The organism is Chryseobacterium formosum (assembly GCF_026460885.1).
GTDB classification, from domain to species: Bacteria; Bacteroidota; Bacteroidia; order Flavobacteriales; family Weeksellaceae; genus Chryseobacterium; species Chryseobacterium formosus.
On sequence record NZ_JAOVZW010000019.1, the window covers coordinates 37,564 to 59,281 of the forward strand.

Annotated in this window: 21 protein-coding genes; 13 read left to right on the top strand and 8 right to left on the bottom strand. The window is 32.0% G+C overall.

The annotated features are described in order from the left end of the window. Positions 1-17: 17 nt before the first annotated feature. On the bottom strand, positions 18-1,799 hold the full coding sequence (locus tag OF897_RS15585) for a tetratricopeptide repeat-containing sensor histidine kinase (protein ID WP_267266602.1): 1,782 nt from the start codon (positions 1,797-1,799) through the stop codon (positions 18-20). 131 nt (positions 1,800-1,930) lie between these two features. Here OF897_RS15585 and OF897_RS15590 point away from each other — a divergent pair, with 131 nt between their 5' ends. The 6 genes from OF897_RS15590 (at position 1,931) to OF897_RS15615 (ending at position 8,691) form a co-directional block, all read left to right on the top strand. Beyond that, positions 1,931-2,506: a hypothetical protein gene (locus OF897_RS15590; protein ID WP_267266603.1), complete on the top strand. Its 576-nt coding sequence runs from the start codon at positions 1,931-1,933 to the stop codon at positions 2,504-2,506. A gap of 7 nt (positions 2,507-2,513) precedes the next feature. Then, complete coding sequence (locus tag OF897_RS15595; protein WP_267266604.1) at positions 2,514-3,656, top strand: hypothetical protein; 1,143 nt, start codon at positions 2,514-2,516, stop codon at positions 3,654-3,656. Positions 3,657-3,768: 112 nt separating this feature from the next. Further along, entirely contained in the window at positions 3,769-4,734 is a 966-nt protein-coding gene (locus OF897_RS15600; protein ID WP_267266605.1) for an SIMPL domain-containing protein, read from the top strand. Between the two features lie 105 nt (positions 4,735-4,839). Continuing rightward, positions 4,840-5,514, top strand: a complete 675-nt coding sequence (locus tag OF897_RS15605) for an SIMPL domain-containing protein (protein ID WP_267266606.1) — start codon at positions 4,840-4,842, stop codon at positions 5,512-5,514. A 139-nt stretch (positions 5,515-5,653) separates the two neighbouring features. Beyond that, positions 5,654-7,249: a DUF4139 domain-containing protein gene (locus OF897_RS15610; protein ID WP_267266607.1), complete on the top strand. Its 1,596-nt coding sequence runs from the start codon at positions 5,654-5,656 to the stop codon at positions 7,247-7,249. 251 nt (positions 7,250-7,500) lie between these two features. Next, on the top strand, positions 7,501-8,691 hold the full coding sequence (locus OF897_RS15615; protein ID WP_267266608.1) for a vWA domain-containing protein: 1,191 nt from the start codon (positions 7,501-7,503) through the stop codon (positions 8,689-8,691). 185 nt (positions 8,692-8,876) lie between these two features. Here OF897_RS15615 and OF897_RS15620 read toward each other — a convergent pair whose 3' ends face one another. After that, on the bottom strand, positions 8,877-10,082 hold the full coding sequence (locus tag OF897_RS15620) for an NAD(P)/FAD-dependent oxidoreductase (protein ID WP_267266609.1): 1,206 nt from the start codon (positions 10,080-10,082) through the stop codon (positions 8,877-8,879). Positions 10,083-10,195: 113 nt separating this feature from the next. On the opposite strand from OF897_RS15620, the gene OF897_RS15625 reads away from it, so the two are divergent. Then, entirely contained in the window at positions 10,196-10,576 is a 381-nt protein-coding gene (locus tag OF897_RS15625) for a SpoIIAA family protein (RefSeq protein ID WP_267266610.1), read from the top strand. 39 nt (positions 10,577-10,615) lie between these two features. On the opposite strand, the gene OF897_RS15630 is transcribed toward OF897_RS15625, so the two are convergent. Further along, positions 10,616-11,818: an MFS transporter gene (locus OF897_RS15630; protein WP_267266611.1), complete on the bottom strand. Its 1,203-nt coding sequence runs from the start codon at positions 11,816-11,818 to the stop codon at positions 10,616-10,618. Positions 11,819-11,986: 168 nt separating this feature from the next. Here OF897_RS15630 and OF897_RS15635 point away from each other — a divergent pair, with 168 nt between their 5' ends. Further along, on the top strand, positions 11,987-12,838 hold the full coding sequence (locus OF897_RS15635) for an AraC family transcriptional regulator (RefSeq protein WP_267266612.1): 852 nt from the start codon (positions 11,987-11,989) through the stop codon (positions 12,836-12,838). Positions 12,839-13,076: 238 nt separating this feature from the next. Here the strand turns inward: OF897_RS15635 and lipA are convergent, their stop codons facing one another. Then, entirely contained in the window at positions 13,077-13,943 is an 867-nt protein-coding gene (gene lipA / locus OF897_RS15640) for a lipoyl synthase (protein ID WP_055983032.1), read from the bottom strand. Positions 13,944-14,051: 108 nt separating this feature from the next. Here lipA and OF897_RS15645 point away from each other — a divergent pair, with 108 nt between their 5' ends. Beyond that, positions 14,052-14,684 (top strand): hypothetical protein, encoded by a 633-nt coding sequence (locus OF897_RS15645; RefSeq protein WP_267266613.1) that lies wholly within the window; start codon positions 14,052-14,054, stop codon positions 14,682-14,684. Here the strand turns inward: OF897_RS15645 and OF897_RS15650 are convergent, their stop codons facing one another. Continuing rightward, positions 14,685-15,245: an RNA polymerase sigma factor gene (locus tag OF897_RS15650; protein ID WP_267266614.1), complete on the bottom strand. Its 561-nt coding sequence runs from the start codon at positions 15,243-15,245 to the stop codon at positions 14,685-14,687. It lies immediately after the preceding gene. A gap of 147 nt (positions 15,246-15,392) precedes the next feature. Between OF897_RS15650 and tyrS the strand changes: the two genes are divergently transcribed. After that, positions 15,393-16,688, top strand: coding sequence for a tyrosine--tRNA ligase (gene tyrS / locus OF897_RS15655; protein ID WP_267266615.1), 1,296 nt, complete (start codon positions 15,393-15,395; stop codon positions 16,686-16,688). A gap of 60 nt (positions 16,689-16,748) precedes the next feature. On the opposite strand, the gene OF897_RS15660 is transcribed toward tyrS, so the two are convergent. Then, on the bottom strand, positions 16,749-17,159 hold the full coding sequence (locus OF897_RS15660; protein WP_267266616.1) for a hypothetical protein: 411 nt from the start codon (positions 17,157-17,159) through the stop codon (positions 16,749-16,751). A gap of 256 nt (positions 17,160-17,415) precedes the next feature. After that, positions 17,416-17,865, bottom strand: coding sequence for a hypothetical protein (locus tag OF897_RS15665; protein ID WP_267266617.1), 450 nt, complete (start codon positions 17,863-17,865; stop codon positions 17,416-17,418). A 223-nt stretch (positions 17,866-18,088) separates the two neighbouring features. Between OF897_RS15665 and OF897_RS15670 the strand changes: the two genes are divergently transcribed. The 3 genes from OF897_RS15670 to OF897_RS15680 all read left to right on the top strand — a co-directional run bounded on the left by OF897_RS15670 (position 18,089) and on the right by OF897_RS15680 (position 20,671). After that, positions 18,089-18,727 carry an alpha/beta hydrolase gene (locus OF897_RS15670; RefSeq protein ID WP_267266618.1) on the top strand — a complete coding sequence of 213 codons (639 nt, stop codon included), beginning with the start codon at positions 18,089-18,091 and terminating at the stop codon, positions 18,725-18,727. A gap of 92 nt (positions 18,728-18,819) precedes the next feature. Beyond that, complete coding sequence (locus OF897_RS15675; protein WP_267266619.1) at positions 18,820-20,145, top strand: PDZ domain-containing protein; 1,326 nt, start codon at positions 18,820-18,822, stop codon at positions 20,143-20,145. Between the two features lies 1 nt (position 20,146). Further along, on the top strand, positions 20,147-20,671 hold the full coding sequence (locus OF897_RS15680) for a hypothetical protein (RefSeq protein WP_267266620.1): 525 nt from the start codon (positions 20,147-20,149) through the stop codon (positions 20,669-20,671). Here the strand turns inward: OF897_RS15680 and OF897_RS15685 are convergent. After that, positions 20,668-21,711, bottom strand: a complete 1,044-nt coding sequence (locus OF897_RS15685; RefSeq protein WP_267266621.1) for a L,D-transpeptidase — start codon at positions 21,709-21,711, stop codon at positions 20,668-20,670. The genes OF897_RS15680 and OF897_RS15685 overlap by 4 nt on opposite strands. Positions 21,712-21,718 lie beyond the last annotated feature (7 nt).

Consider the following 21,718-nt stretch of genomic DNA (forward strand, 5'->3'; position numbering starts at 1 on the left):
GAAATTAAGGTTGAGGTTTAGCTATTGATTAATTTATAAGAAATTTCAACAAAAACTCCATTTTCAGAATCTTTTACAGAACACAAAATATCTTTTTTATATAAATCATTCAACAACGTAATTCTTTCTAAAGTATTCTTCATTCCTCGGCCTTTTCTGCTTTTTTGGTGTTCGGTTTTTTGTTTTTTGCTTTCTTCGATTCCTATTCCGTTGTCTTCGATGAAAATGTTCAAAGAATCGTTGTTTTTTTCAAATTTTAAACTTAAAAATCCTTTTTCGGTTCTGTATCTTAAGCCGTGCCAGATTGCATTTTCAAGAAAAGGCTGAATGAGCATTCCGGGAACTTTTAAACTTTGGGTATTTAGATTTTCGTCGACTTCAATTTCATAATCAAACTTATCTGCAAAACGTGTTTTTTCTAAAGCTAAATAATTCTGAAGTAAATCTAATTCCTGCTGAAACGGAATAAAATCTTCTGTAGAATTTTCCATCACGCCACGCATCAGCTTTGAAAATTTGGTTAAATATTGATTGGCTTCCAGTTCGTTATTTGTGGCAATAAAATGATTCACAGAATTTAAACTATTAAAGATAAAATGCGGATTCATTTCACGACGAAGCGATTGTAAAGCAATTTTTTTGTTTTTGATCTGAACTTTTTTTAAGGTTCTGAAAATAAAAAATATCAAACCAATTAAAATAACCAAAGCTCCAATTAAACTATAATTAAATAGGTTTTTCTTGCGAATCAACTCGTCTTTCAGTTTCTTTTCCTGCAGAAGTTGAGAAATTTTCTGTTCGGTATCTTCAAGAATTTTATTATCAACCAAACTTCGGTCTTTTGAAACCAAATCAGGTAACTTTCCAAGAAAATCACGGTATAATTTCACAGAAGCATCTGTATTTTCTGAAATATTATACAGACTGTCGAGTTTTTGAACACTTTTTTGAGCTTCTAAAGTATGACCTTTATTTAATGCAATATCGTAAGCGTTTTTCAATAAAACAATGGCTTCTTTCGGATCATTTTTCTTGATATAAATTTCCGCCAATTCCTGAATCTGCTCTACTTTTTTCTGAGAATTATCTTTAACGAAATCTTCCTTTAAAACAGATTTTTTTGCTTCAATGGCTTTGTCAAAATTTTTATTTTCAACATACAAATCCGTCAGTTTTTGGTTGATAGCTAAAGCTTGTTGTGGAGCCTGTTCTTTTGAAATTTTATAGGCATTATTTAGGTTTTCTTCAGCTTTGGGAATATTTTTATTTTCGATATTTAGATCTGCCATTTGGCTATAGCCTATCGCAAGATCTTCTTTATTATTTTCTTTTTCGCTAATCTGAATGTTGTTTTGTATGGCATCCATTCGCATTACCGGAGAACTTGATTTTAACCTTGATGCATCATTAGAATTCTGCATTTTTTTAGCTTTAGAATAGCCTACATTCGATGCTGCTTCATAATTTCCTGCCGCTGCTTTCAGTTTATTCTGACTTTCCTGTGACTGTGCTAATTTTCGGGTTACTTTTTCAAAGTTTTGTTTGTCTTTGAGCTTTTCGTAGATATTTTTTGATTTAATAAAATATTCTTCACTTTTTGGGAAATTTCCGCTGTTGAAATAAGTTTCGCCAATATTATAATACGAGTCGGCTTCTGCAGATTCGTTTTTGGTATCGACCGCTTTTTTAAGCTTTGAAGATTCGGCAACAATTTCTTTAGTATCTCTGCTGCTTTGCGAATACAAAATATTCGCAGAAAACAACACCAAAAAAAATGCAAAAAGCCTAATAAATTTCATAAAACAAAGATATACATATAATTGATGTACGAAAAATGATTCACCAAGTGAAAATCTGCATTCACCAAGTTGACTTTAAATTGTTTTTGATAGGCGATTAAGTTTGCAGTATAATTTTAAACTTAATTATCATGAAAAATTTATCTTTTTTATTACTTATTGCACTGGTATTTTCTAATTTTCAGATTTCTGCTCAAACTAAATTAATCTCCTATAAAAGTCACAGCGGAGATATGAAATATTTTGAAAAAAGTATTGTAGAAAACAGTTCTAACGCTAATTATTCCAATCTGGGAATGGCACCTGAAAGATATATTACTAACTCAAAACTAGACAGCGTGATTATCATCGACGATAAAAAAAGCGTAATTGTAACCTCAACATTTTGCAAAACAAGAAGAAGCGAAAATCCCGAAAAATGGAGACCTGGAAGAGATACCGTTTACAATCATCAAGTTTTTTCAAATGAAAACATAGAAGGCATGAAAAAAACACTTAAAGAAAAATACAACTTCCAGAATGACATCGACAGCACTGTTTTTCTGAAATTTGATAAGAAAACAAAAGAATACAAACCGATTTCTAATAAAAAAGTAATCAAAACAGCAGAAGTAAAAAGCTTAAAATCTAAAGATGAAATGCTGTATTTATTTGTGGTAACTATTGTTTTTGTAGCATCGGTGTTTGTTTATAGAAAAAATCGTTAAAATTTAAATGGTGGATTGTAAATCAAATATTACAAGAAATTTTGCTGTTTTCTTTGGTGTCTTTTGTCTGCAGTTTATTCTTTTCTTTCCTTTAAGTTTTCTAAGTGATTTCCAGTTAAAAATTAGTCAATTCGTATTTGGAGATTTCACTCAATTTCTTTTAGACATTATTTTTAACAAAAGGAATAACAGAATAGATTACAGTTCGGATAGTTGCTCGATGTTGATTTTAATGATTGTTTTATTGATTACCTCGGCAATTTTCAGTTTTCTGATAAAGAAAAGATGGACAAAACGTTTTTTATTAATAACAGAATATGTTTGTGTAATTTACATTTCTATTATCCTGATAAAATACGGCATTGATAAAATTTTTAAAACGCAATTTCCCGAACCCGAATCTAATATTCTGTTTACAAGATTTGGGAATTTAGATAAAGATATTTTATTCTGGAGCACAATTGGAACATCAAAAATTTACAATATTATTACAGGTTCAATTGAGATTTTTTCCGGCATTTTACTATTACTTAAACGTTCTCAGTTTTTGGGATTATTGCTTGCAATTGTTTGTTTTAGTCAAATATTAATTATCAATATCAGTTTTGATATTTCGGTAAAATTATTTTCATTGATTTTACTTTTGATGAATATTTTTTTGTTGAGAAAAAACGGTTGGGAACTTATTCTGAAAATTATTAGCCTTCCAAAAAAGACTTTTCTTGACCAAACTTCAACTCTTCCGTACAAAATTTTTCTAAAGATTTTGATTTTAGGAATCGTATTGGTGAAAATTGGAATGCCGTATTTTAATAAAGAAGAAAATAAAAATTCTGTGCAATTGACAGGAGTTTATGAAATAACTTCTCACGAAAGTCCTTACAAATATTTATTTTTTCATAAAGACCAGTACTTGATTTTTATGGAAAAATCTTCGGAAAAGATGACTGCATTTCATTATGATATTTCTTTTGATAATCAAATTATCCTTGAAGATTATCAACACAATATTTCTAAACATTTATTAGTGAAAGATGAGAAAGACAGCACCATTGTTTTTTCTTTTAATCATCAGATGATTCACGCTAAACCTATTAATTATAAAAAAATGAATGCAATGCAGGATCGGTTTCATGTTTTGGTTGATTAGCCACCAATCATTATCTCTCTCACCAAGTGAAAATCATTTTTCACCAAGTTTTAGTTAACTAATCTTTCCTGAGCTTTTAAGTTTGCACTATTAAACTTAAAAATTAGTCATTATGAAAAAACTTTCTTTATTTTCTTTTATTGCTTTATCTTCATTTACTTTTGGACAGGCTTCTGGAAATATTAATTATCAAAATCAATCCAACAACCAATATCAGTTTAGATATCCTGATGCAAATATTAATGTAAACTCACCCTCATCAAATAATATTTTTATCAATATCAAAGGCTTGGCAAATATAAAAGCCGATCAATATGTTGCGATTTTCAGTTTAACTCAGGTCGCAGAAACTGCCGAAGAAGTAAATGAAATGATGGATAAACGCTTAAATTCTTCAATTTCACAAATCAAACTTTTAAAAGGAAGCGAAACATTTATTGATATGATATCGTTCGTTCCCGTTTACAATTACGATGTTGAGAAAAAAGTATTCAGTAAAAAAACATATAACGAAGTTCCAAAAGGATTTGAACTGAAGAAAAATCTACACGTAAAATTTTCAGATCCGGCACAACTAAATCAATTGATTACCATACTTTCTAAAAACGAAATTTATGATTTAGTGAGAGTCGATTATTTTGCAAGCAATCTTGAAAATATTAAAAAAGAGTTGATGAACAAAGCAAAAATAGCTTTGCAGGAAAAAACAAAAAATTATGAATTCATGATTGGCGAAACTTTCACTAATTCAACCAGAAGCTTGAGTGATGGCTACAAGATTGTTCTCCCTTCTGAAATGTACAAATCTTATGAAGCTTACAACAGTTCGTCTCTTTCACTCACCAAATCAGCCAATGTAAATCAGGCAAACAAGTCGACAACGATGTTTTATCAGCCGATTTTAGATAAAGAATTTGATTTTGTAATTAATCCCACAATATTAGAACCGGTTATTCAGATAATGTATGAAGTTAAAATGATAATTACTAAAGAGAAAAAACAGGAAGTAAAAGATCAAAAATCCTATATTTTGATTACTCCAAATGGTGATATGAGAGATTTGAATATAGCTAAATAATATTTTCTAAATCTTCACCAAGTGAAAACCTCAGTTCACCAAGTTTACAAAATTTCAGTTTTTATTCGAAGTAATTTTACTTTAGAAATTTAAAATAAAACAATTATGAAACTGAAACACCTTTTATTAGTAGGAATTTTTGCAGCAGGAAGTTTGGTGAATGCGCAGGAAATCAAGAAAAATGCAATTGAAGTAACCGGAGTTGCCGAAATGGAAGTAGAACCGGATGAAATTATTTTTAACATCGGAATAAAAGCCGACAACAAAAATCAATTGGCAGACAGCGAAAAACTTTTATTTGAAACCCTGAAAAACAACAGTGTAAAAAATGAAGACATCAAGTTCAAATCGATGTACCAGAATTTGTATTCGAAAACAACGAAGTTTACCAAGAGTTTTCAATTTAAAGTGAATGCTAAAACCAATGTTAGTAAGCTTTTCGAAGATTTGAATCAGAAATGGGTAAGCAATCTTAATATTGCAGAAATTAAAAACACAAAAATTGCAGATTTCAGAAAAACAGTAAAAATCAATGCATTAAAAGCCGCCAAAGAAAAAGCTGATTATCTTTTGGGAAGTATCAACAAAAAGACAGGAGATGCGATTGAGATTACAGAAATTGAAGATTACATGAGCGATTCTATTATGCCCGTTGCTTACAGAAGTAAAATGGCAAATGTACAACTGGAAGCTACCGACCAAAGTATGGATTATTCGTTCGACAACATCGAAAATATCAAGCTGAAATACAGCATCAAAACAAAATACGAAATTCTTTAGTTTTTAGGAGGCAGTCAGAAATGGCTGTCTTTTTTTGTTCTAAAAATTTACACCAAGTGAAAACCTCAGTTCACCAAGTCTTCAAAACTCCGGTTTAAAATCAGGGTAATTTTACTGTAGAACTTTAAAACAATAAACAATGCGACACTCTATTTTCATACTCATTTTTATGGTTTCGTTTTTTAAATCTCAGGAAATTAAAAAGGAAATCGATGTGAAACAGGCAACTGTATTTTTGCATGGAGCGAAAGTTTTCGGAAGCACGAATGTAACTCTTCAAAAAGGAAGAAACACGGTGAAAATCATCAATCTTCCGAATGATTTGGACGAAAACACTTATAAAATCAATCTTGAAAAAAACACTACCCTTTTATCAATTACTCCACAAAGCAATTATCTTAAAGACGATGAATTAACCGAAGGAGAAAAAAAACTGAATGATGAAAAGAAAAAATTTCAAAGACAAGCTAATTTATTAAATATCCAGATTAAAAATCTGACGGGCGAACAAAATATCATTAATGATAATCTTAAAGTTTCAACCAATGATAAATCGACCCCCCAGGAACAACTGATTAAACTGACTGAATTCTACAGAAAAAGAATGCTGGAAATCGACAATCAGGTTTTTCTTCTGAACGAACAAAAAACTACGCTTGATGAAAGCATCGCTAAAATCAACAAGCAATTCTCTGAAGAACAGACTCATAAGACACAAAACAGAAAAGAATTAATTCTTGAAATTCTCGCCGAAAATGAAATGAATCTGAACTTGGGTGTGAGCTATATTGTTTCCAATGCAGGCTGGGTTCCTTCTTACGATTTGAGAGCTTTGTCAACTAAAAAGCCTTTAGAAATTGTCTACAAAGGAAAAATCTACCAGAAAACCGGACAAGATTGGAACAATGTGAAACTTTTTGTCTCCACTTACAGACCTTCTTATAATCAAAACAGACCGATTTTATCGCCACTTTATGTCGCAGAATATACCGCTTACAATAATGAAGATGTTGTAGCAGGTTACAATAAAGTTAAAAAAGCGGAAATGTCAAATTCTTATCAGATGAGGGCGGAAGTTGCTGCACCAAGTCAGATTCCTGTGGCTACCGTTTCAGATAATCAGATGAATATTTTGTATGAATTGAATTACAATCAAACTATCGTAAGTCAGGAAAAAGAGCAATATGTGATTTTAGATAAGAAAAATGTCGAAGCCAATTACAAATATCACACGGTTCCGAAACTGAACAATCAGATTTTCCTGATGGCTTTTGTGAAAAACTGGCAGAATTTAAATCTGATTTCAGGTGAAGCGAATATTTATTTTGAAGATAATTACATCGGAAAAACCAATATTACCAGCAATTATGTAAAAGATGAATTCCCAATTTCTTTAGGTGTTGACGAAAGAATTGTTGTTAAAAGAATCAAGCTTGAAGACAAAACTTCACAGAAAACGCTCAACTCAAATAAATGGGAAACTGAATCTTATGAAATATCAATCAGAAATAACACGAAAGAAAGTATCGAGCTGGAAATTTTAGACCAGATTCCATTAAGTGAAAATCAGAAAATCACAGTCAAAACATTAGATATCGGAAACGGAGAGTTTGATGCTAAAACCGGAAGTATTCTTTGGAACAGAAAAATCAACAGCGGAGCTTCAGATAAAATCAATTTCTCTTATGAATTGAAATATCCTAAAGAAATGCAGATTCAGTATTACAGTAGATAATTTGAAGTTTTGAATATAAATAATTGTTGGATTATCGCAAAGGCGCAATGGTTTTAGACAAAATAAACTGTTTTAAGGCGCAATAAAATCAAAGATTTTCATTTAGAAATTGCTAATAAATTTTATCGAAGATAAAATCCTTGCGCCTTTAAATTATATTAAAATTCTTGCGCCTTTGCGAATACCAACAAAATCAGAAATCTTTAAAAAACTAAATTAAGAATAAAAAAAAATCATTAAAAACATACAATATGAACACATTAAAAGTTTTAACAGTAACAGCAAGTGTAATTGCTTTTTTGAGTGCAGGTAAAATTTCAGATATTCGTTGCAGTAAAAATAACGACAGAGAAATTGTAGAAAGTACTATTTCAAATCAACCACAAATTTCAATTTCAAAGGATAATAAAATTCAGGTGGCTTTACTTTTGGACACGTCCAACAGTATGGATGGCTTGATTGATCAGGCAAAATCCAGACTTTGGAATATTGTGAATACTTTAACCACTTTAAAATACAACGGAAAAACACCGCAAGTGGAAATTGCTCTTTATGAATACGGAAATGATGGATTACAAGATGAAAATTACATCAGACAAGTAACTCCGCTTACACAGGATTTAGATTTGGTTTCAGAAAAACTTTTCGCTCTAAAAACTAATGGCGGAAATGAATATTGCGGAGCGGTTATTCGTGATGCCTCAACCAATTTGAAATGGGACGGAAACGAAAAAAGCATGAAACTGATTTACATTGCCGGAAACGAGCCGTTTGATCAGGGAAGAATCAGTTATAAAGATGTTATTTCTAAAGCCAAAACCAAAAATATTTACACGAATACGATTTTCTGCGGAAGCCGTGAGGAAGGCATTCAATCTCATTGGCAAAACGGAGCGACTTTAGGGGACGGAAAATTCTTTAATATCGACAGCGACCAAAAAGTAATTTATATTGAAACGCCTTATGATGTGAAAATTTCGCAATACAATTCTCAATTAAACAACACGTATATTTCATATGGAAGTCGTGGTTCTGAAATGAAAAACAAACAGTCTGTTCAGGATGTTAATGCTGAATCTGTTTCGGCTTCCAATGCTGTGGAAAGAGCAGTGAGCAAATCGAAGAAAAATGCTTACAAAAATGATCATTGGGATTTGGTAGATAAATTTGAAAAAGACAAAGCCTACATTTCATCGATAAAAGAAGAAGAATTACCTTCTGAACTAAAAGGAAAAAGCAAAGCTGAAATTCAGAAAATTGTTGCTCAAAAATCTGCAGACCGAGAGAAAATTCAGAAAGAAATTGAAGTTTTAGCGAAAAAAAGACAGAAATTTATTGATGCGGAAACCAAAAAACGTGGAAATTCAGATTCTGATGATTTGGGAAAAGCGATTGAAAAGTCAATTGCGGAAATTGCGAAGAAGAATGGATACGGGTTTTAAATTTGAGATTTAAATTAAGATTGTTAGATGTGGTGGCATCAAACATTAATTTTTAGAAGTTTCAGTTTTGGTTCCAAATATATTTTTGAATTAATGTGAGTGTTACTATTGTTTTATTTTGTTTCGGGCTCGGCTTCGCCGAGCCCTGATTTTTTTTAGTTTTTATCAATAAATTCTCAAAGTAGTTATCTCCCAAATTTAAAGTATTGTGAAAGTTGATGTGTTTCATTTCTCATAAACGCAGAAGCCATTTCCATTCCGGTGACGGAAAAAGTAATTCCGTTTCCGCCAAAACCTAAAACAAAATAGGAATTTTTAAAATTATCATGCGTTCCGATGTATGGAAGTCCGTCTTTTGTTTCCCCAAAAGTTCCTGCCCAGACAAAATCTGTGTAGAAATGATAATCAGGTTTTATTCTTTTCAGATTTCTCAGAATTTCTTTTTCTTTTTTGTTTAATAAAGAATCACGTTTTTCGGGATTTGAGAAATCTTCATCACCACCTCCGATCAAAAGTCTTTCATCATCGGTTGAACGCATATAAATGTAAGGATCATCAGTGTTCCAAACGAGTATATTTTCGATATTTTTGAACTTATCTGAATCGACCTCAGAGACAATTGCATAGGTACTTTTTAAGTCTACAAAATGCTCTTTAATCATTGTTGAGCTTTCGTAACCAACACAGTAAATGATTTTTTTAGCTTTAATACTAAAATTATCTTTCGTTAAAGCCAAATTATGATCACGTAGATATTTCACAGATTTCATTTCTGTTTTATCAAAAATTTTTAAGCCTTTATTAACGTTAAATCTCAGCAATTCATGAGCAAATTTAAAGGCATCAATACTTGCGCCCTGTTTTGATAGAATTCCACCATACGTATTTTGGAAACCAAACTTTTCTTCAATATCTTCAATTCCGAGCCAGGTTACATCAAACCCCGCTCTTCGTCTTGCCTCATATTCCTTTTCAAGCCAAATAGCATCTTTCTTTTTGGAAGCAAAATACAACGATTGTTTTCTTTTGAAACCCGAACGAGCCTTTATTTCTTTTGTTAATTTTTCCAGATCATCTATAGATTTTGAACAGGCCTTATAACTTTCTATCGCCCCTTTTTCGCCAATCATTTCAATCAATTCGTACAACGGAGTATCAATTTCGTATTGCAACATTGAAGTTGTCGCAGAAGTACTTCCGTTGCAGATTTCACGTTTATCAATTAAAATGGTTTGGTATCCGTCTTTTATCATTTGATGGGCAATAAGACTTCCGGTAATTCCACCACCAATGATGAGAACGTCGCATTCTTCATCAGATTTCAGGGAAGGATAGGAAGATATCAAGCCATTTTTCAAAAGCCAGAAAGGTTCGTTAGATTTCAGGTCCATAGAAATTATTTTTCAAAATCTTAGCAATAATTAAGCCTTAAACGTATTCATTCTTTAATTATGGTTTAATTATTGATAATTTAAAGTCACCAAAACCATTTAAAATATAAATTATGATATCAATTATTAATGATGCTCCTGAAAATGTAGCGGCATTTAATGCAACAGGCGAAGTGACGAAGGAAGATTTTGAAAATCTTGTTATTCCTCATGTGAAAAGTAAAGTAGAACAGTTTGATGAACTGAATTATCTGCTTTATCTCGATACAGATTTAAGTAATTTCACAATGGGAGCCTGGCTTCAGGATGCACTTTTAGGAATAAAAAATCTTTCAAAATGGAATCGTGCAGCGATTGTAACAGATAAAGAGGGTGTACAGAATTTCACTGATATTTTCAGTGTTTTAATGCCTGGAGAGTTTAAATCTTTTCCAAAAGAAAACCTTTACAACGCTTTGTATTGGTGCCAAAACGGTAACGAAGTCGAAAGTTAGTTAACAAAAAAGAGAAGCATTGAACTTCTCTTTTTTTATTTATTTATCGCAATTCGCAGTTTTTAATTCTAAATCCTTCTCTGAAACTTCTTGAGATCGATAGAGATACATATACCTTACACTGATAATTAATCCTATTAGTGTCATAAATACGCCGACCAAAGAAGGATAATTATATGAAAAACCGTTTTCCAAAGGAATTCCGCCTAAAAACGCTCCCATTGCATTGGCAATATTAAATGCAGCCTGCATAAATGCTGCAGCCATCATTTCGCTTTTTGGAGCGGCTTTCATCATCATAATGTTAATTGGTGCTGCAACAGACATCGATAATGCTCCACAGATAAAGGTTAATCCCAAAGAAATATATTGATATTCTGAAAGGAAAAATACACCCGACAAAGAAACCATCATCAAAGCAAGCAGTAAAATACACGTTTTTTCAGGGCTTAATCGGTCTGATAAATATCCGCCAACAAGATTTCCCACTACCATTCCGGCTCCAGCAAGAATCATTACATAAGCCATACTGCTTTCTGCTATTCCTGAAACTACTGTCATTAAAGGGGTGATATAACTAAACCAAGTGAAAAGTCCGCCAAACCCGATTGCTGTAATCGCCAAAACCAACCAAGCCTGTTTTCTCTTTAAGAATTTAATTTCTTCTTTAAAATGGGTATCCTGATTCGCATCCATCGCAGGAAGCCATATTTTTAAAAACAATAAAGCAACCAAACCTATAACGCCAACAATCGCAAAATACCATCGCCAATGAAATTCATGACCGATGTAAGTCACCAAAGGAACCATCGCCAAATTGGCAACAGTTAATCCCGTAAACATTAAAGAAATATAAAATGCTTCCTTCCCTTTTGCTGCCATTCTAGTTGCAACAACAGTCCCAACTCCGAAAAATGCTCCGTGAGGAAGTCCTGATAAGAAACGGATAATCATCATCGAATTGTAATCTGGTGCAATTGCAGATAACGTATTAAATAATGTGAAAATCATCATCAATACAATCAAAACTTTTTTTGGTGGAAATTTCACCGAATATCCAATCAAAATTGGTGCTCCCACAACAACTCCAAAAGCATAAGCCGAAATCAAATGTCCCGCTTCCGGAATGCTGATTTGTAAACTTCTTGCCAAATCGGGAAGCAATCCCATAATGGTAAATTCCGTTGTTCCAATTCCCAAACCACCTATTGCGAGCGGGATAATTCTTTTATCAATCTGCATTTTAAATACTTTAAAATAAACCTATTCATGCAATTATTTATTGCTTCTTTTAAAAGCACAAAATTCGATAGAATAAATCATTTAAACTTTAACAGAAATGATATAAATTTGCTCTCTATTAACTTTTTTAGTTTAATTTAAATCAAATATTAATCAAAAGAGAACCAAATGAAAATACAGAAAGAACTCATTCAGTTTGAAGACGGGAAATCTTTTAAGCTGTTTTCACCTTCATTGAAAGACTGTTTCTTTTGGCATTATCACCCAGAAATAGAGCTTGTTTATGTAGAAGCCTGCAAAGGAATCCGCCATGTCGGGAAAAATATTTCGGATTTTAAAGACAACGATTTATTGTTAATTGGTTCAAATGTTCCACATCTTAATTTTGATTATAAAATCCAGACAGAATGCAAACAATTGGTTTTACAGATGCGGGAAAACTTTCTTCAGGAGCTTATTTTTCCTATTCCTGAATTTGATAATATTAAAAAATTGCTGGAACGCTCTTATCTGGGATTATCATTTTCGGGGGATGCAAAAACAATTGTTGTTGAAAAACTTCATCAAATTAAAGATGAAAATTCCTTCGTTTCTTTCATGGGTTTGATTGAAATTTTGCAAATTCTTGCAAACTCAGATGAGGTGAAAGAACTCAACACTGAAGACACCAGAATTAAATGGTTTTTGAATGACAAAATCAGGATGGGAACGATTTACGATTACATCCACGAAAATTATGATAAAAGCCCGAATGTCAACGTAATTGCTGAAATTGTAAATTTAAGTACTCCCGCTTTTTGTCGTTATTTTAAAAAGCAAACCAATATGACGTTCACCGATTTTGTGAATAATTACAGGCTTAATCAAGCTAAACTTTTACTTCTTCAAAATGAATGTGTGACTGAAGTCTGTTTTCAGGTTGGCTTTGAAAGTCTTTCCTATTTTAATAAATTATTTAAAAAATATATTGGAGAGACACCTTCTGCTTTTAAAAAAAAGCATTTGAGTAAAGTTGAATAGTTTTTTTCTCCCACTGATTTCACAGATTTACACAGATTTTTATGCTTTTCTTTCTAATTAAATCTTATTTTTCTTACTAAATCGTTTCATACAACACAGAGTTTGTCATTCCGTAGGAATCTAAGATAATATTTTAAATTTTTATTTCTAGTAATTTGTCTAGATTCCTACGGAATGACAGACTAGACGGTTATTTGCTACAATAAGAAATCGCTTCAAAAAATGAAGCGATCTATATTTAGTGAATATGTTTTTCAGCGTGATAAGAACTTCTTACCAAAGGTGAACTTTCAACGTGTCTGAAACCTAAACTTCTTGCAAAATCACCAAATTCATCAAACTCTTCAGGAGTAATGAATTTTTTTACAGGTAAATGTTTTTTAGTCGGCTGTAAGTACTGTCCCATCGTAATAACATCTACATTAGCATTTCTAATATCTTCGATTGTCTGAAAAACTTCATGTTTCTCTTCACCCAAACCAAGCATTAATCCTGTTTTCGTTCTGTTTTGTCCAGCTTCCTTTAAATATCTTAAAACTTCAAGACTTCTTTCATATTTTGCCTGAATTCTCACTTCTCTTGTCAAACGTTTTACCGTTTCCATGTTGTGAGAAATCACTTCCGGGGCAACATCTACCATTCTATCAAGATGTTTTGTCAACCCTTGAAAGTCAGGAATCAATGTTTCCATCGTCGTTCCCGGAGAAATTCTTCTTACCGCATTGACGGTTTCACCCCAAAGAATAGAACCCATATCTTTCAAATCGTCACGGTCAACAGAAGTTAAAACAGCGTGTTTAATTTTCATTAATTTGATCGAACGAGCTACTTTTTCAGGTTCGTCCCAGTTGACATCCATTGGTTTTCCGGTTTTTACCCCACAAAATCCACAGCTTCTTGTGCAGATGTTTCCAAGAATCATGAAAGTTGCTGTTCCTTCACCCCAACATTCACCCATATTCGGGCAGCTTCCACTTTGGCAAATTGTATTTAATTTATATTTATCAACCAAAGTTCTCAATTCTCTATAATTCTTTCCGGTAGGAAGTTTTACACGAATCCACTTTGGTTTTTGAACGGTAGTATCTTGAACTAAATTCTCCATTTATTTCTCAAATTGAGGTTCAAAGTTAGTGATTTTTTTATCGAAACAATCAAAGACAGACATTGATGAAACAGATAATTTCGTAATTTTAAAGATCAAAATATTTTTATGAAGACGACATTTTGCGTTCTATCGTTAATTTTTAGCACATTTTGTTTTGCTCAAAAAGAATTTCAGCCTAAAGGTTCTATAGTTAATGAAACCATTGATGGAGATTTGGATGGTGATAAAATTCCAGAGAAAGTAATTGTTTATAATATTAAAACCAATGATGATTTGGGAGATGCCAGAGAAATTCAGATTTTAAAAAAAGTTAATAATAAGTGGACAGTCTTAGAAAAATCCCGAAATGCAATTTTAGGAAGTAAAGACGGCGGAATGATGGGTGATCCTTACATGAGTACAACGATTGATAAAGGCATTTTAAACATTAGTCATTATGGTGGAAGCAGCTGGAAATGGGGCGGTACAGATAAATACAGATTTCAGAACGGACATTTTGAATTGATCGGATATTCTTCTGAAAGCGGAAAACCTGAGGAATATTGGACAACCGTAGATTTCAATCTTTCAACAGGAAAATTAATTTTCGACAAAGAAGTTGTTAATACTAAGGAATACGGGAAATCTAAAAAGGAAACTTTTATTAAAAAAGGAGTGAAGATTAATCTCCAAAATAGAAATCAGGAAAAACAAAGAAAAATTATTCTACCACAAACCAAAGAAGAAGTCTATCTATAATTAGTCCTCACCAAACTCGTTATTTTTCAGCAATTCGGCTAATACTTTTTTAGCACGCATCACTCGAACTTTTGTATTGGCAACAGAAATCCCCAATTCTTCGGCAATTTCTTTAATGCTTTTTTCTTCAAAAAATCTTAGCTTGATAATATCCTGATAATTGGCGTCTAAAGATTCGATTGTTTTGATGATTTTTTTTTGCTCTTCTTCCGAAATCATTAACTCTTCCGGAGATTTTGCATAATGATTTTTTACTTCATCCAGATTTTCCGTCGGATCTTGATTTTCTCTTGATTTTCTCCGCCAAAAATCAATAATTGTATTCTGAGCGATCGTTAAAATCCATGTTTTAAACTGAAAATGCGGATCATACATATCCAACTTTGAGAGAACTTTTGAAAAAACATTAACTGTAATTTCATCGGCATCATTTTCATCATGTACCTTTTTCATCACAAAAGAAAAAACATCCACCCAAAAAACATTGATGAGTTTAGTCTGCGCTTTCTGGTCTTTTTCCTTTGCTTTCTGGATAAGAGGAAATAATTGCTCGTCTTTCATTATTAACAAATTTATTAAAATTATAAAGATTATAGAATTAAAAGATTAAGAAATTTAGAGATTGGGAGATTTCTGCGTAAAAGAAGGACATTTTTTCGCATTCTATATTTACTTATCTTTGCAGCTTAAATTTTAAACTGAAAAATAATGAATTCCTTTATAGAAGAATTAAAATGGCGTGGTCTTTTTGCAGACATGATGCCCGGAACCGACGAACAATTAGATAAGGAGATGACAACTGCTTATATCGGATTCGATCCTACCGCAGATTCTTTACATATTGGAAGTCTTATTCAGATTAAAATTTTGGCTCACTTTCAGCAGCACGGTCACAAGCCAATTGCTTTGGTTGGTGGAGCAACAGGAATGATTGGTGATCCTTCAGGAAAATCTGCCGAGAGAAATCTTTTGGATGAAGAAACCCTTCTTCATTATGTTGAATGCCTGAAAAACCAACTTTCAAGATTTTTGAATTTCGAAGGAAATGAAACTAACAACGCAGAATTGGTGAATAATTATGATTGGATGAAGAAAATTTCATTCCTTGATTTTGCTAAAAATGTTGGAAAAAATATCACGGTCAACTATATGATGGCGAAAGATTCTGTAAAGAAAAGACTTTCAGGAGAAGCTGGTGTTGACGGGATGAGTTTTACAGAATTCACTTACCAATTGATTCAGGGATATGATTTTTTACATTTATATCAAAATAATGGTGTGAAGCTTCAGATGGGAGGTTCTGATCAGTGGGGAAACATCACAACAGGAACAGAATTAATCCGTAGAAAAGCACAGGGAGAAGCATTTGCATTAACGGTTCCTTTGATTACAAAAGCAGACGGTTCAAAATTCGGAAAATCTGAAAGTGGAGAAAATTATTGGTTAGATAAAAAGAAAACATCACCTTATAAATTTTATCAGTTTTGGTTAAATGCAACAGATTCTGATGCGGAAAGATTCATTAAATTCTATACTTTTTTACCAAAAGAAGAAATTGATTCTTTAATTGAAGACCATCAAACTGCTCCACACGAAAGAAAATTGCAAAAAAGATTGGCTGAAGAAGTTACAGTTTGGGTTCACGGAAGAGAAGAATATGAAAGAGCATTAAAAGCTTCTGAAATTCTATTCGGAAAATCTACTGCTGAAGATTTGGTAAGTCTCGACGAAGAAATTTTCTTAGAAATTTTTGACGGAGTTCCACAAAAAGAAGTAGCTAAAAATGATGTTTTAGGAATCAATATAGTCGATTTACTTTCTGAAAAATCAGGATTTTTAAAATCTAAAAGTGAGGCTACAAGAGAATTGAAAGGAAATTCAATTTCTGTAAATAAAGAAAAAATCAATGAAGTTTATACAGCCAATGAAAATGATTTGATTGACGGTAAATTTCTTTTACTTCAAAAAGGAAAAAAAAGTTACTTTATAGTAAAAGTAATTTAAAAAAATAAAAAATCCGATTCAAAAACTGAGTCGGATTTTTTTATATCAATATAATTATTTCTAAAACGTATAACTTGTCGAAGTCATAAGATTTTGTCCGCTGGAAACGCCTTCCGCTTTAAGTTGACCATCTACCCAAATCTGAACTTTTAAAGTAGATGTAGCATCAACTCCTGTTGCATTGACTACAACATTAGAATTATAAACTACGCCTTCTGCATTGATTTCAGGGCTTGTCCATGTTGTTCCGTTCAAACCGCTTACCGTAATAGGATTTCCGTCGATTCCGTAGACGGCTTTAGTTATATTAACTCCGGATGATGCTTCTGCCTTAAAAACTATTTTTTGTGTCTTAATCTCTTCAGAAGTATCATCATCTTTGCGACAAGACTCAACAAAATTTAAAATCATTACTGTGATTACAGCAACAAATAATCCTTTAAATACTTTATTCAATTTTAATTTTTTCATAATTTATTTCGTTAACAAAACAACACTTAATCCTCAAAAATAAGGAAAATATTCTATCTAATTTTAGACGTTATTTGATATTCTTTAAATAAAGCTATAATCTATGAAAAGTATAACAATGAAATAGATTCAAAATGAATGAATGCTCATTTATTTCAAGGCATTTCCATTCTGATGAAGTCGTATTTTATAAGATTTGGGAACAAAAAAACCTCTGAAAGTTTCAGAGGTTTATATATAGAATTTTAATATTCGATTATAATTCAAGAAAGCTGTAATCAATCGAAGCGCTTTTTGTTCCTGCACCAGGAGTTGTTTTTACAGTTTTAGCAACTTCTCCGTCAATATATAACGTTAATTCCAATTGAGAATTTGCATTTGGAAGTTCTGCATTTGCATCAAGATTAAGCTGAGATTGGCTAGAATTCACAAAAAATTCGTCACTTGACCAAACCAAACCTACATGATCAAAAATTGTATTCTGTACAGTTCCTACCTGTGTTACAATTGTTTTAAAAATATGAATCGGTGGTGTAGGAGCAGGTGTTCCAGGAATAATCTTTGCTTCAAATTTCACCAAGTGATCTTGAAACTGCTCTTCATCATCATCGTCTTTACAAGAATTAAAAACAGAAGCTACTGAAAATAATATCACTGCTAAAAACGAAAGTCTAAGTAAATTTTTTGATTTGTAAAATTGCTTCATTTCTCCAAATAGATTTTTAATGTTTCAAATATAGGTTTTTTATCAATATAAAAATAACTTTTATGAAAATTTTCCAACAAAGATTTCTAAATAATATCAAATCAATAAAACAGTCACAACACTTATATGCATTATTATTCAACAAATTATTCTTCTGAATTTTAAATCATTTCGTTTGAAAATTATCAATCAAAAATAGATCATTATTAATTATATTTGCTTTATGAATTTAGATTACATCGTAAGAGAACCCGAAAATATTACTCCCGAAACTTCTATTCTTTTTATGCTTCACGGTTATGGCAGCAATGAGCAGGATCTTTTCAGCTTCAGAGAAAGTCTTCCGGCAGATTGGATTATTGTAAGTTTCAGAGCACCAAAAACCACTCAGTTTGAAGGATATTCTTGGTACGATATCGATTTTAATAATCCTGAACAATTTATCGATATTGATCAAGCCAAAGAATCTCTAACTGCAGTTACAGAAAATATAATGGCAATTGTCAATAAATACGGACTTACTACCGGAAAAACACATTTATGCGGTTTCAGCCAGGGAGGAATTCTGTGTTATGCTTTGGCTTTAAAATATCCGCAATTATTCAATCTGGTTGCTTGTTTGAGCTGTTATCCTGAAGAAAAATTATTGCCCGATATTGTAAAAGAAAAAAAGAAATTAGAAAATCTTAGATTTTTTGTTTCTCACGGAACAGATGATGCTATTATTCCTTTTGAATGGGGAAAAAGAGCAGCCGATTTACTTTATGATTTAAGCTGTTATTTTACTTTCAGAGAATATATGAGCGGTCATGGCGTTAACCAAAAAAATTATATTGACTTGATGGAATTCTTTTCTAAATAAGAATCCTACTCTTTTCAATTTTCAAAATACTAAACATTCTTCAAAAAGAATGTTTTTTTGTTACGTATGATATAATTCACTAATTTCAGTTTATGAAACTGTGGATTTTTATATCGATTTTATTTTTAAACATTTTGATGAATGCGCAGGATAATTTTGAAATTAAAGATGCTAAAAAAGTCGTTATTCCATTTAAGTTTATCAACAATTTGATTTTCATTCCTATGAATGTGAATGGTGTTGAACTTACATTTCTTCTCGACACAGGAGTTGCAGAAAACACAATTTTCAGTCTTGAAAACAAAGAAATGGCTCTTACTTCAATGGAAAAAATGAAATTTTCAGGATTGGGAGGCAATGCAAGTATTGAAGGTTTTAAATCTGATAAAAACATTGGGAAAATCGGCAATCACTTTGTAAATAATTCGTTATCGCTTTATATTATTCTTGATGAAAGTTTTAATATTTCGTCGCATGTAGGAATTCCTGTTAACGGTATTATCGGCTATCATTTTTTTAAAGATCATCCGATTATTATTGACTATAACTCAAAAAAAATTACTGTTTATAAAGACTTGGAATTATTCAGAAAAAAAATTAAAAAATTTGATCAGCTTTCTATTTCTGTCGAAAAAAACAAACCCTACATCAATACTGAGGTTGAAATGACGAATGTAAAGAATGATTCAAAACTTTTAATTGACCTCGGAAACAGTGATGCAATTTGGCTTTTCCCGGTTTTAATTAAAGACTTTGTTTACAACCGACCGAATATTGAAGATTTTTTGGGAAGAGGTTTTAATGGAGATATTTTCGGAAAACGCAGCCGTATTCACAATTTTTATTTTGGGAAATTTAAATTCAATAAGCCTTTAACTGCAATGCCTGATGAATATTCTATTCAGCATTTAAACTTAGTAAAAGACAGAAAAGGTTCGCTTGGTTCGGAAATTATGAGACGGTTTACTGTTGCTTTTGATTATCCGAATGAAAAATTATATCTGAAAAAAAACAAATATTACGAAGATCCTTTTCATTTTAACATGAGCGGACTCGATTTTAAACAAGATGGATTGCAATGGGAAAAAGATTATCTGACTTTCAGAACTTTAAACGAAAAATCAGCTTCAGAAAACAACGAGACTTACAACAGTAATCTTCAATACAAATTTGTTTTAAAACCTTTGTTTTCGATTGCCGGAGTAAGAAAAGATTCTCCTGCAGACAAAGCCGGTCTGAAAAAAAATGATGATTTAATAATTATCAACGGAAAAAAAACTCTTGACATGACTTTAAACCAAATCATGGAAATGATGAAATCTGATGAAGGTAAAACAATTAATATGACAGTGAAAAGAAAAGGCGTAGAATTGAAATTTTCCTTTATCTTAGAAGATCCAATCCCCTATCAAGAATAATATGGAAACTAAAGAAACGACTCTAGATAAAATAAGAAACCGCCCGAGATTTAAAATGTACACCCATCTCACGAAAGAATCTTATGCTGAAAATCTAAAAAAATATTTAATCGAACACAAAGACGAGTTCAATGGCAACGTAAACACTGAAGTCGCAACAATTTCGGTAAAAACTTCAGATGATAATTACTGGAAACCATGTTTAGCTTTACGAACTGAGCTTGATGAAGAAATTACGGTTGTAAGAGGAGTTTTCGGTCCGAGTTCGGCAGTTTGGACGTTTTTTATGTTTCTCTATTTTCTTTTCTCAATTTGTTGGATGACTTTTTTCACGATGTATTATGTTGAAAATCAAATCAACAGTCATGAATTTCCTTGGGCTTTGAATGCTTCTTTTCTAATGTTAATTTTTATTGCAGCAACGTATGCAGCAGCAAGATTTGGGCAAAGTAAAGCAAAGGATGAAATGCAAAAACTCCGCAAATTTGCGGAGGAATCTACTTTAAAATTCGAAAAAACTCTTTAATTTTCAGAAACTTCAGTTTCCTGAATTGCGGCTTGTGAAGCTTTTGCTGATTTAATAGAATCGGTAACTTTTTCACGATTGGTTTGTTCGAATATCATTTTTTCAACATTAGGCTGAATTAATTTCGTCATTTCTTCTACCGAAATATTGTTTGCATTGGGATCGTTCAAAAGATTTCTCCAAGGTTTTCTTTTCCCCCATCCATAATCTCCGAAAACCATTACGGGTGTTCCTTTTGCTTTGGTTGTTGCTCCACCTGGATTTAAAACCCAAGTATCGGCGTAATTATATAACCAGATTGCATCTTTCATCAATAATCTTAAACAAGAATGCGATGCAGGATAACCGGGAAGGTCATATTGATGCCATCCAATTCCGTGAGTGTTGTGAATATTGAAGTTATAAGGAAGTTTCCATTCGCTTTTTACTGTTGAAATTGCCAATTTCTTTTTCCAGTTGGCAAACATTAAACCTCGGTCTGTCTGAGCTGCTTTTTTACCCATACTTGTAGGTCCCCATTTTACCAAAGCTCCGTTTGAATACACCCCGTAAGCCTGAATCGGGTATGAAAATACAACAAATTTCTTTACATCGCTCAACACATCAAGCTGTAAAGGAAAAGGCGAATACGACATCAAAGTTGTGTCGATTTTTGCAGGAACAACCAATGTATCAGAATTCCATTTGCTTTTGGAATCTAACCGGTTTAATGCTAAAATCGCATAACGTTCTCTCTCATTGTATTTTTTACTAAAAATTGCATACAGCGAATCTCTCATTTTTTTGTCTTTCGGAATTGCAAAAGCATTATAGAAACCATTTTCCTGCATCATTGGGGGTGCAGACTCTTCCACAGGTTTTACTTTTATAGAATCCGGATCTGCAGTATTTTTTGCAATCTCACCGGCCGTTTGACTTTGTTGAGCTTCATCGTTTTTTGAGACCTCATCTTTTTTACATGAAGTTAGAATTAAAGCGAAAAATAAGGTGTAAAGAATTGATTTTTTCAAAGTTCGGTTTTTCATAAATAAATGGCTCATTTGAGTT

Bases quoted from the DNA above. Each gene is read 5' to 3' on its own strand.
- OF897_RS15585 (WP_267266602.1), bottom strand. From the start codon at position 1,799: ATGAAATTTATTAGGCTTTTTGCATTTTTTTTGGTGTTGTTTTCTGCG.
- OF897_RS15590 (WP_267266603.1), top strand. From the start codon at position 1,931: ATGAAAAATTTATCTTTTTTATTACTTATTGCACTGGTATTTTCTAAT.
- OF897_RS15595 (WP_267266604.1), top strand. From the start codon at position 2,514: ATGGTGGATTGTAAATCAAATATTACAAGAAATTTTGCTGTTTTCTTT.
- OF897_RS15600 (WP_267266605.1), top strand. From the start codon at position 3,769: ATGAAAAAACTTTCTTTATTTTCTTTTATTGCTTTATCTTCATTTACT.
- OF897_RS15605 (WP_267266606.1), top strand. From the start codon at position 4,840: ATGAAACTGAAACACCTTTTATTAGTAGGAATTTTTGCAGCAGGAAGT.
- OF897_RS15610 (WP_267266607.1), top strand. From the start codon at position 5,654: ATGCGACACTCTATTTTCATACTCATTTTTATGGTTTCGTTTTTTAAA.
- OF897_RS15615 (WP_267266608.1), top strand. From the start codon at position 7,501: ATGAACACATTAAAAGTTTTAACAGTAACAGCAAGTGTAATTGCTTTT.
- OF897_RS15620 (WP_267266609.1), bottom strand. From the start codon at position 10,082: ATGGACCTGAAATCTAACGAACCTTTCTGGCTTTTGAAAAATGGCTTG.
- OF897_RS15625 (WP_267266610.1), top strand. From the start codon at position 10,196: ATGATATCAATTATTAATGATGCTCCTGAAAATGTAGCGGCATTTAAT.
- OF897_RS15630 (WP_267266611.1), bottom strand. From the start codon at position 11,818: ATGCAGATTGATAAAAGAATTATCCCGCTCGCAATAGGTGGTTTGGGA.
- OF897_RS15635 (WP_267266612.1), top strand. From the start codon at position 11,987: ATGAAAATACAGAAAGAACTCATTCAGTTTGAAGACGGGAAATCTTTT.
- lipA (WP_055983032.1), bottom strand. From the start codon at position 13,943: ATGGAGAATTTAGTTCAAGATACTACCGTTCAAAAACCAAAGTGGATT.
- OF897_RS15645 (WP_267266613.1), top strand. From the start codon at position 14,052: ATGAAGACGACATTTTGCGTTCTATCGTTAATTTTTAGCACATTTTGT.
- OF897_RS15650 (WP_267266614.1), bottom strand. From the start codon at position 15,245: ATGAAAGACGAGCAATTATTTCCTCTTATCCAGAAAGCAAAGGAAAAA.
- tyrS (WP_267266615.1), top strand. From the start codon at position 15,393: ATGAATTCCTTTATAGAAGAATTAAAATGGCGTGGTCTTTTTGCAGAC.
- OF897_RS15660 (WP_267266616.1), bottom strand. From the start codon at position 17,159: ATGAAAAAATTAAAATTGAATAAAGTATTTAAAGGATTATTTGTTGCT.
- OF897_RS15665 (WP_267266617.1), bottom strand. From the start codon at position 17,865: ATGAAGCAATTTTACAAATCAAAAAATTTACTTAGACTTTCGTTTTTA.
- OF897_RS15670 (WP_267266618.1), top strand. From the start codon at position 18,089: ATGAATTTAGATTACATCGTAAGAGAACCCGAAAATATTACTCCCGAA.
- OF897_RS15675 (WP_267266619.1), top strand. From the start codon at position 18,820: ATGAAACTGTGGATTTTTATATCGATTTTATTTTTAAACATTTTGATG.
- OF897_RS15680 (WP_267266620.1), top strand. From the start codon at position 20,147: ATGGAAACTAAAGAAACGACTCTAGATAAAATAAGAAACCGCCCGAGA.
- OF897_RS15685 (WP_267266621.1), bottom strand. From the start codon at position 21,711: ATGAGCCATTTATTTATGAAAAACCGAACTTTGAAAAAATCAATTCTT.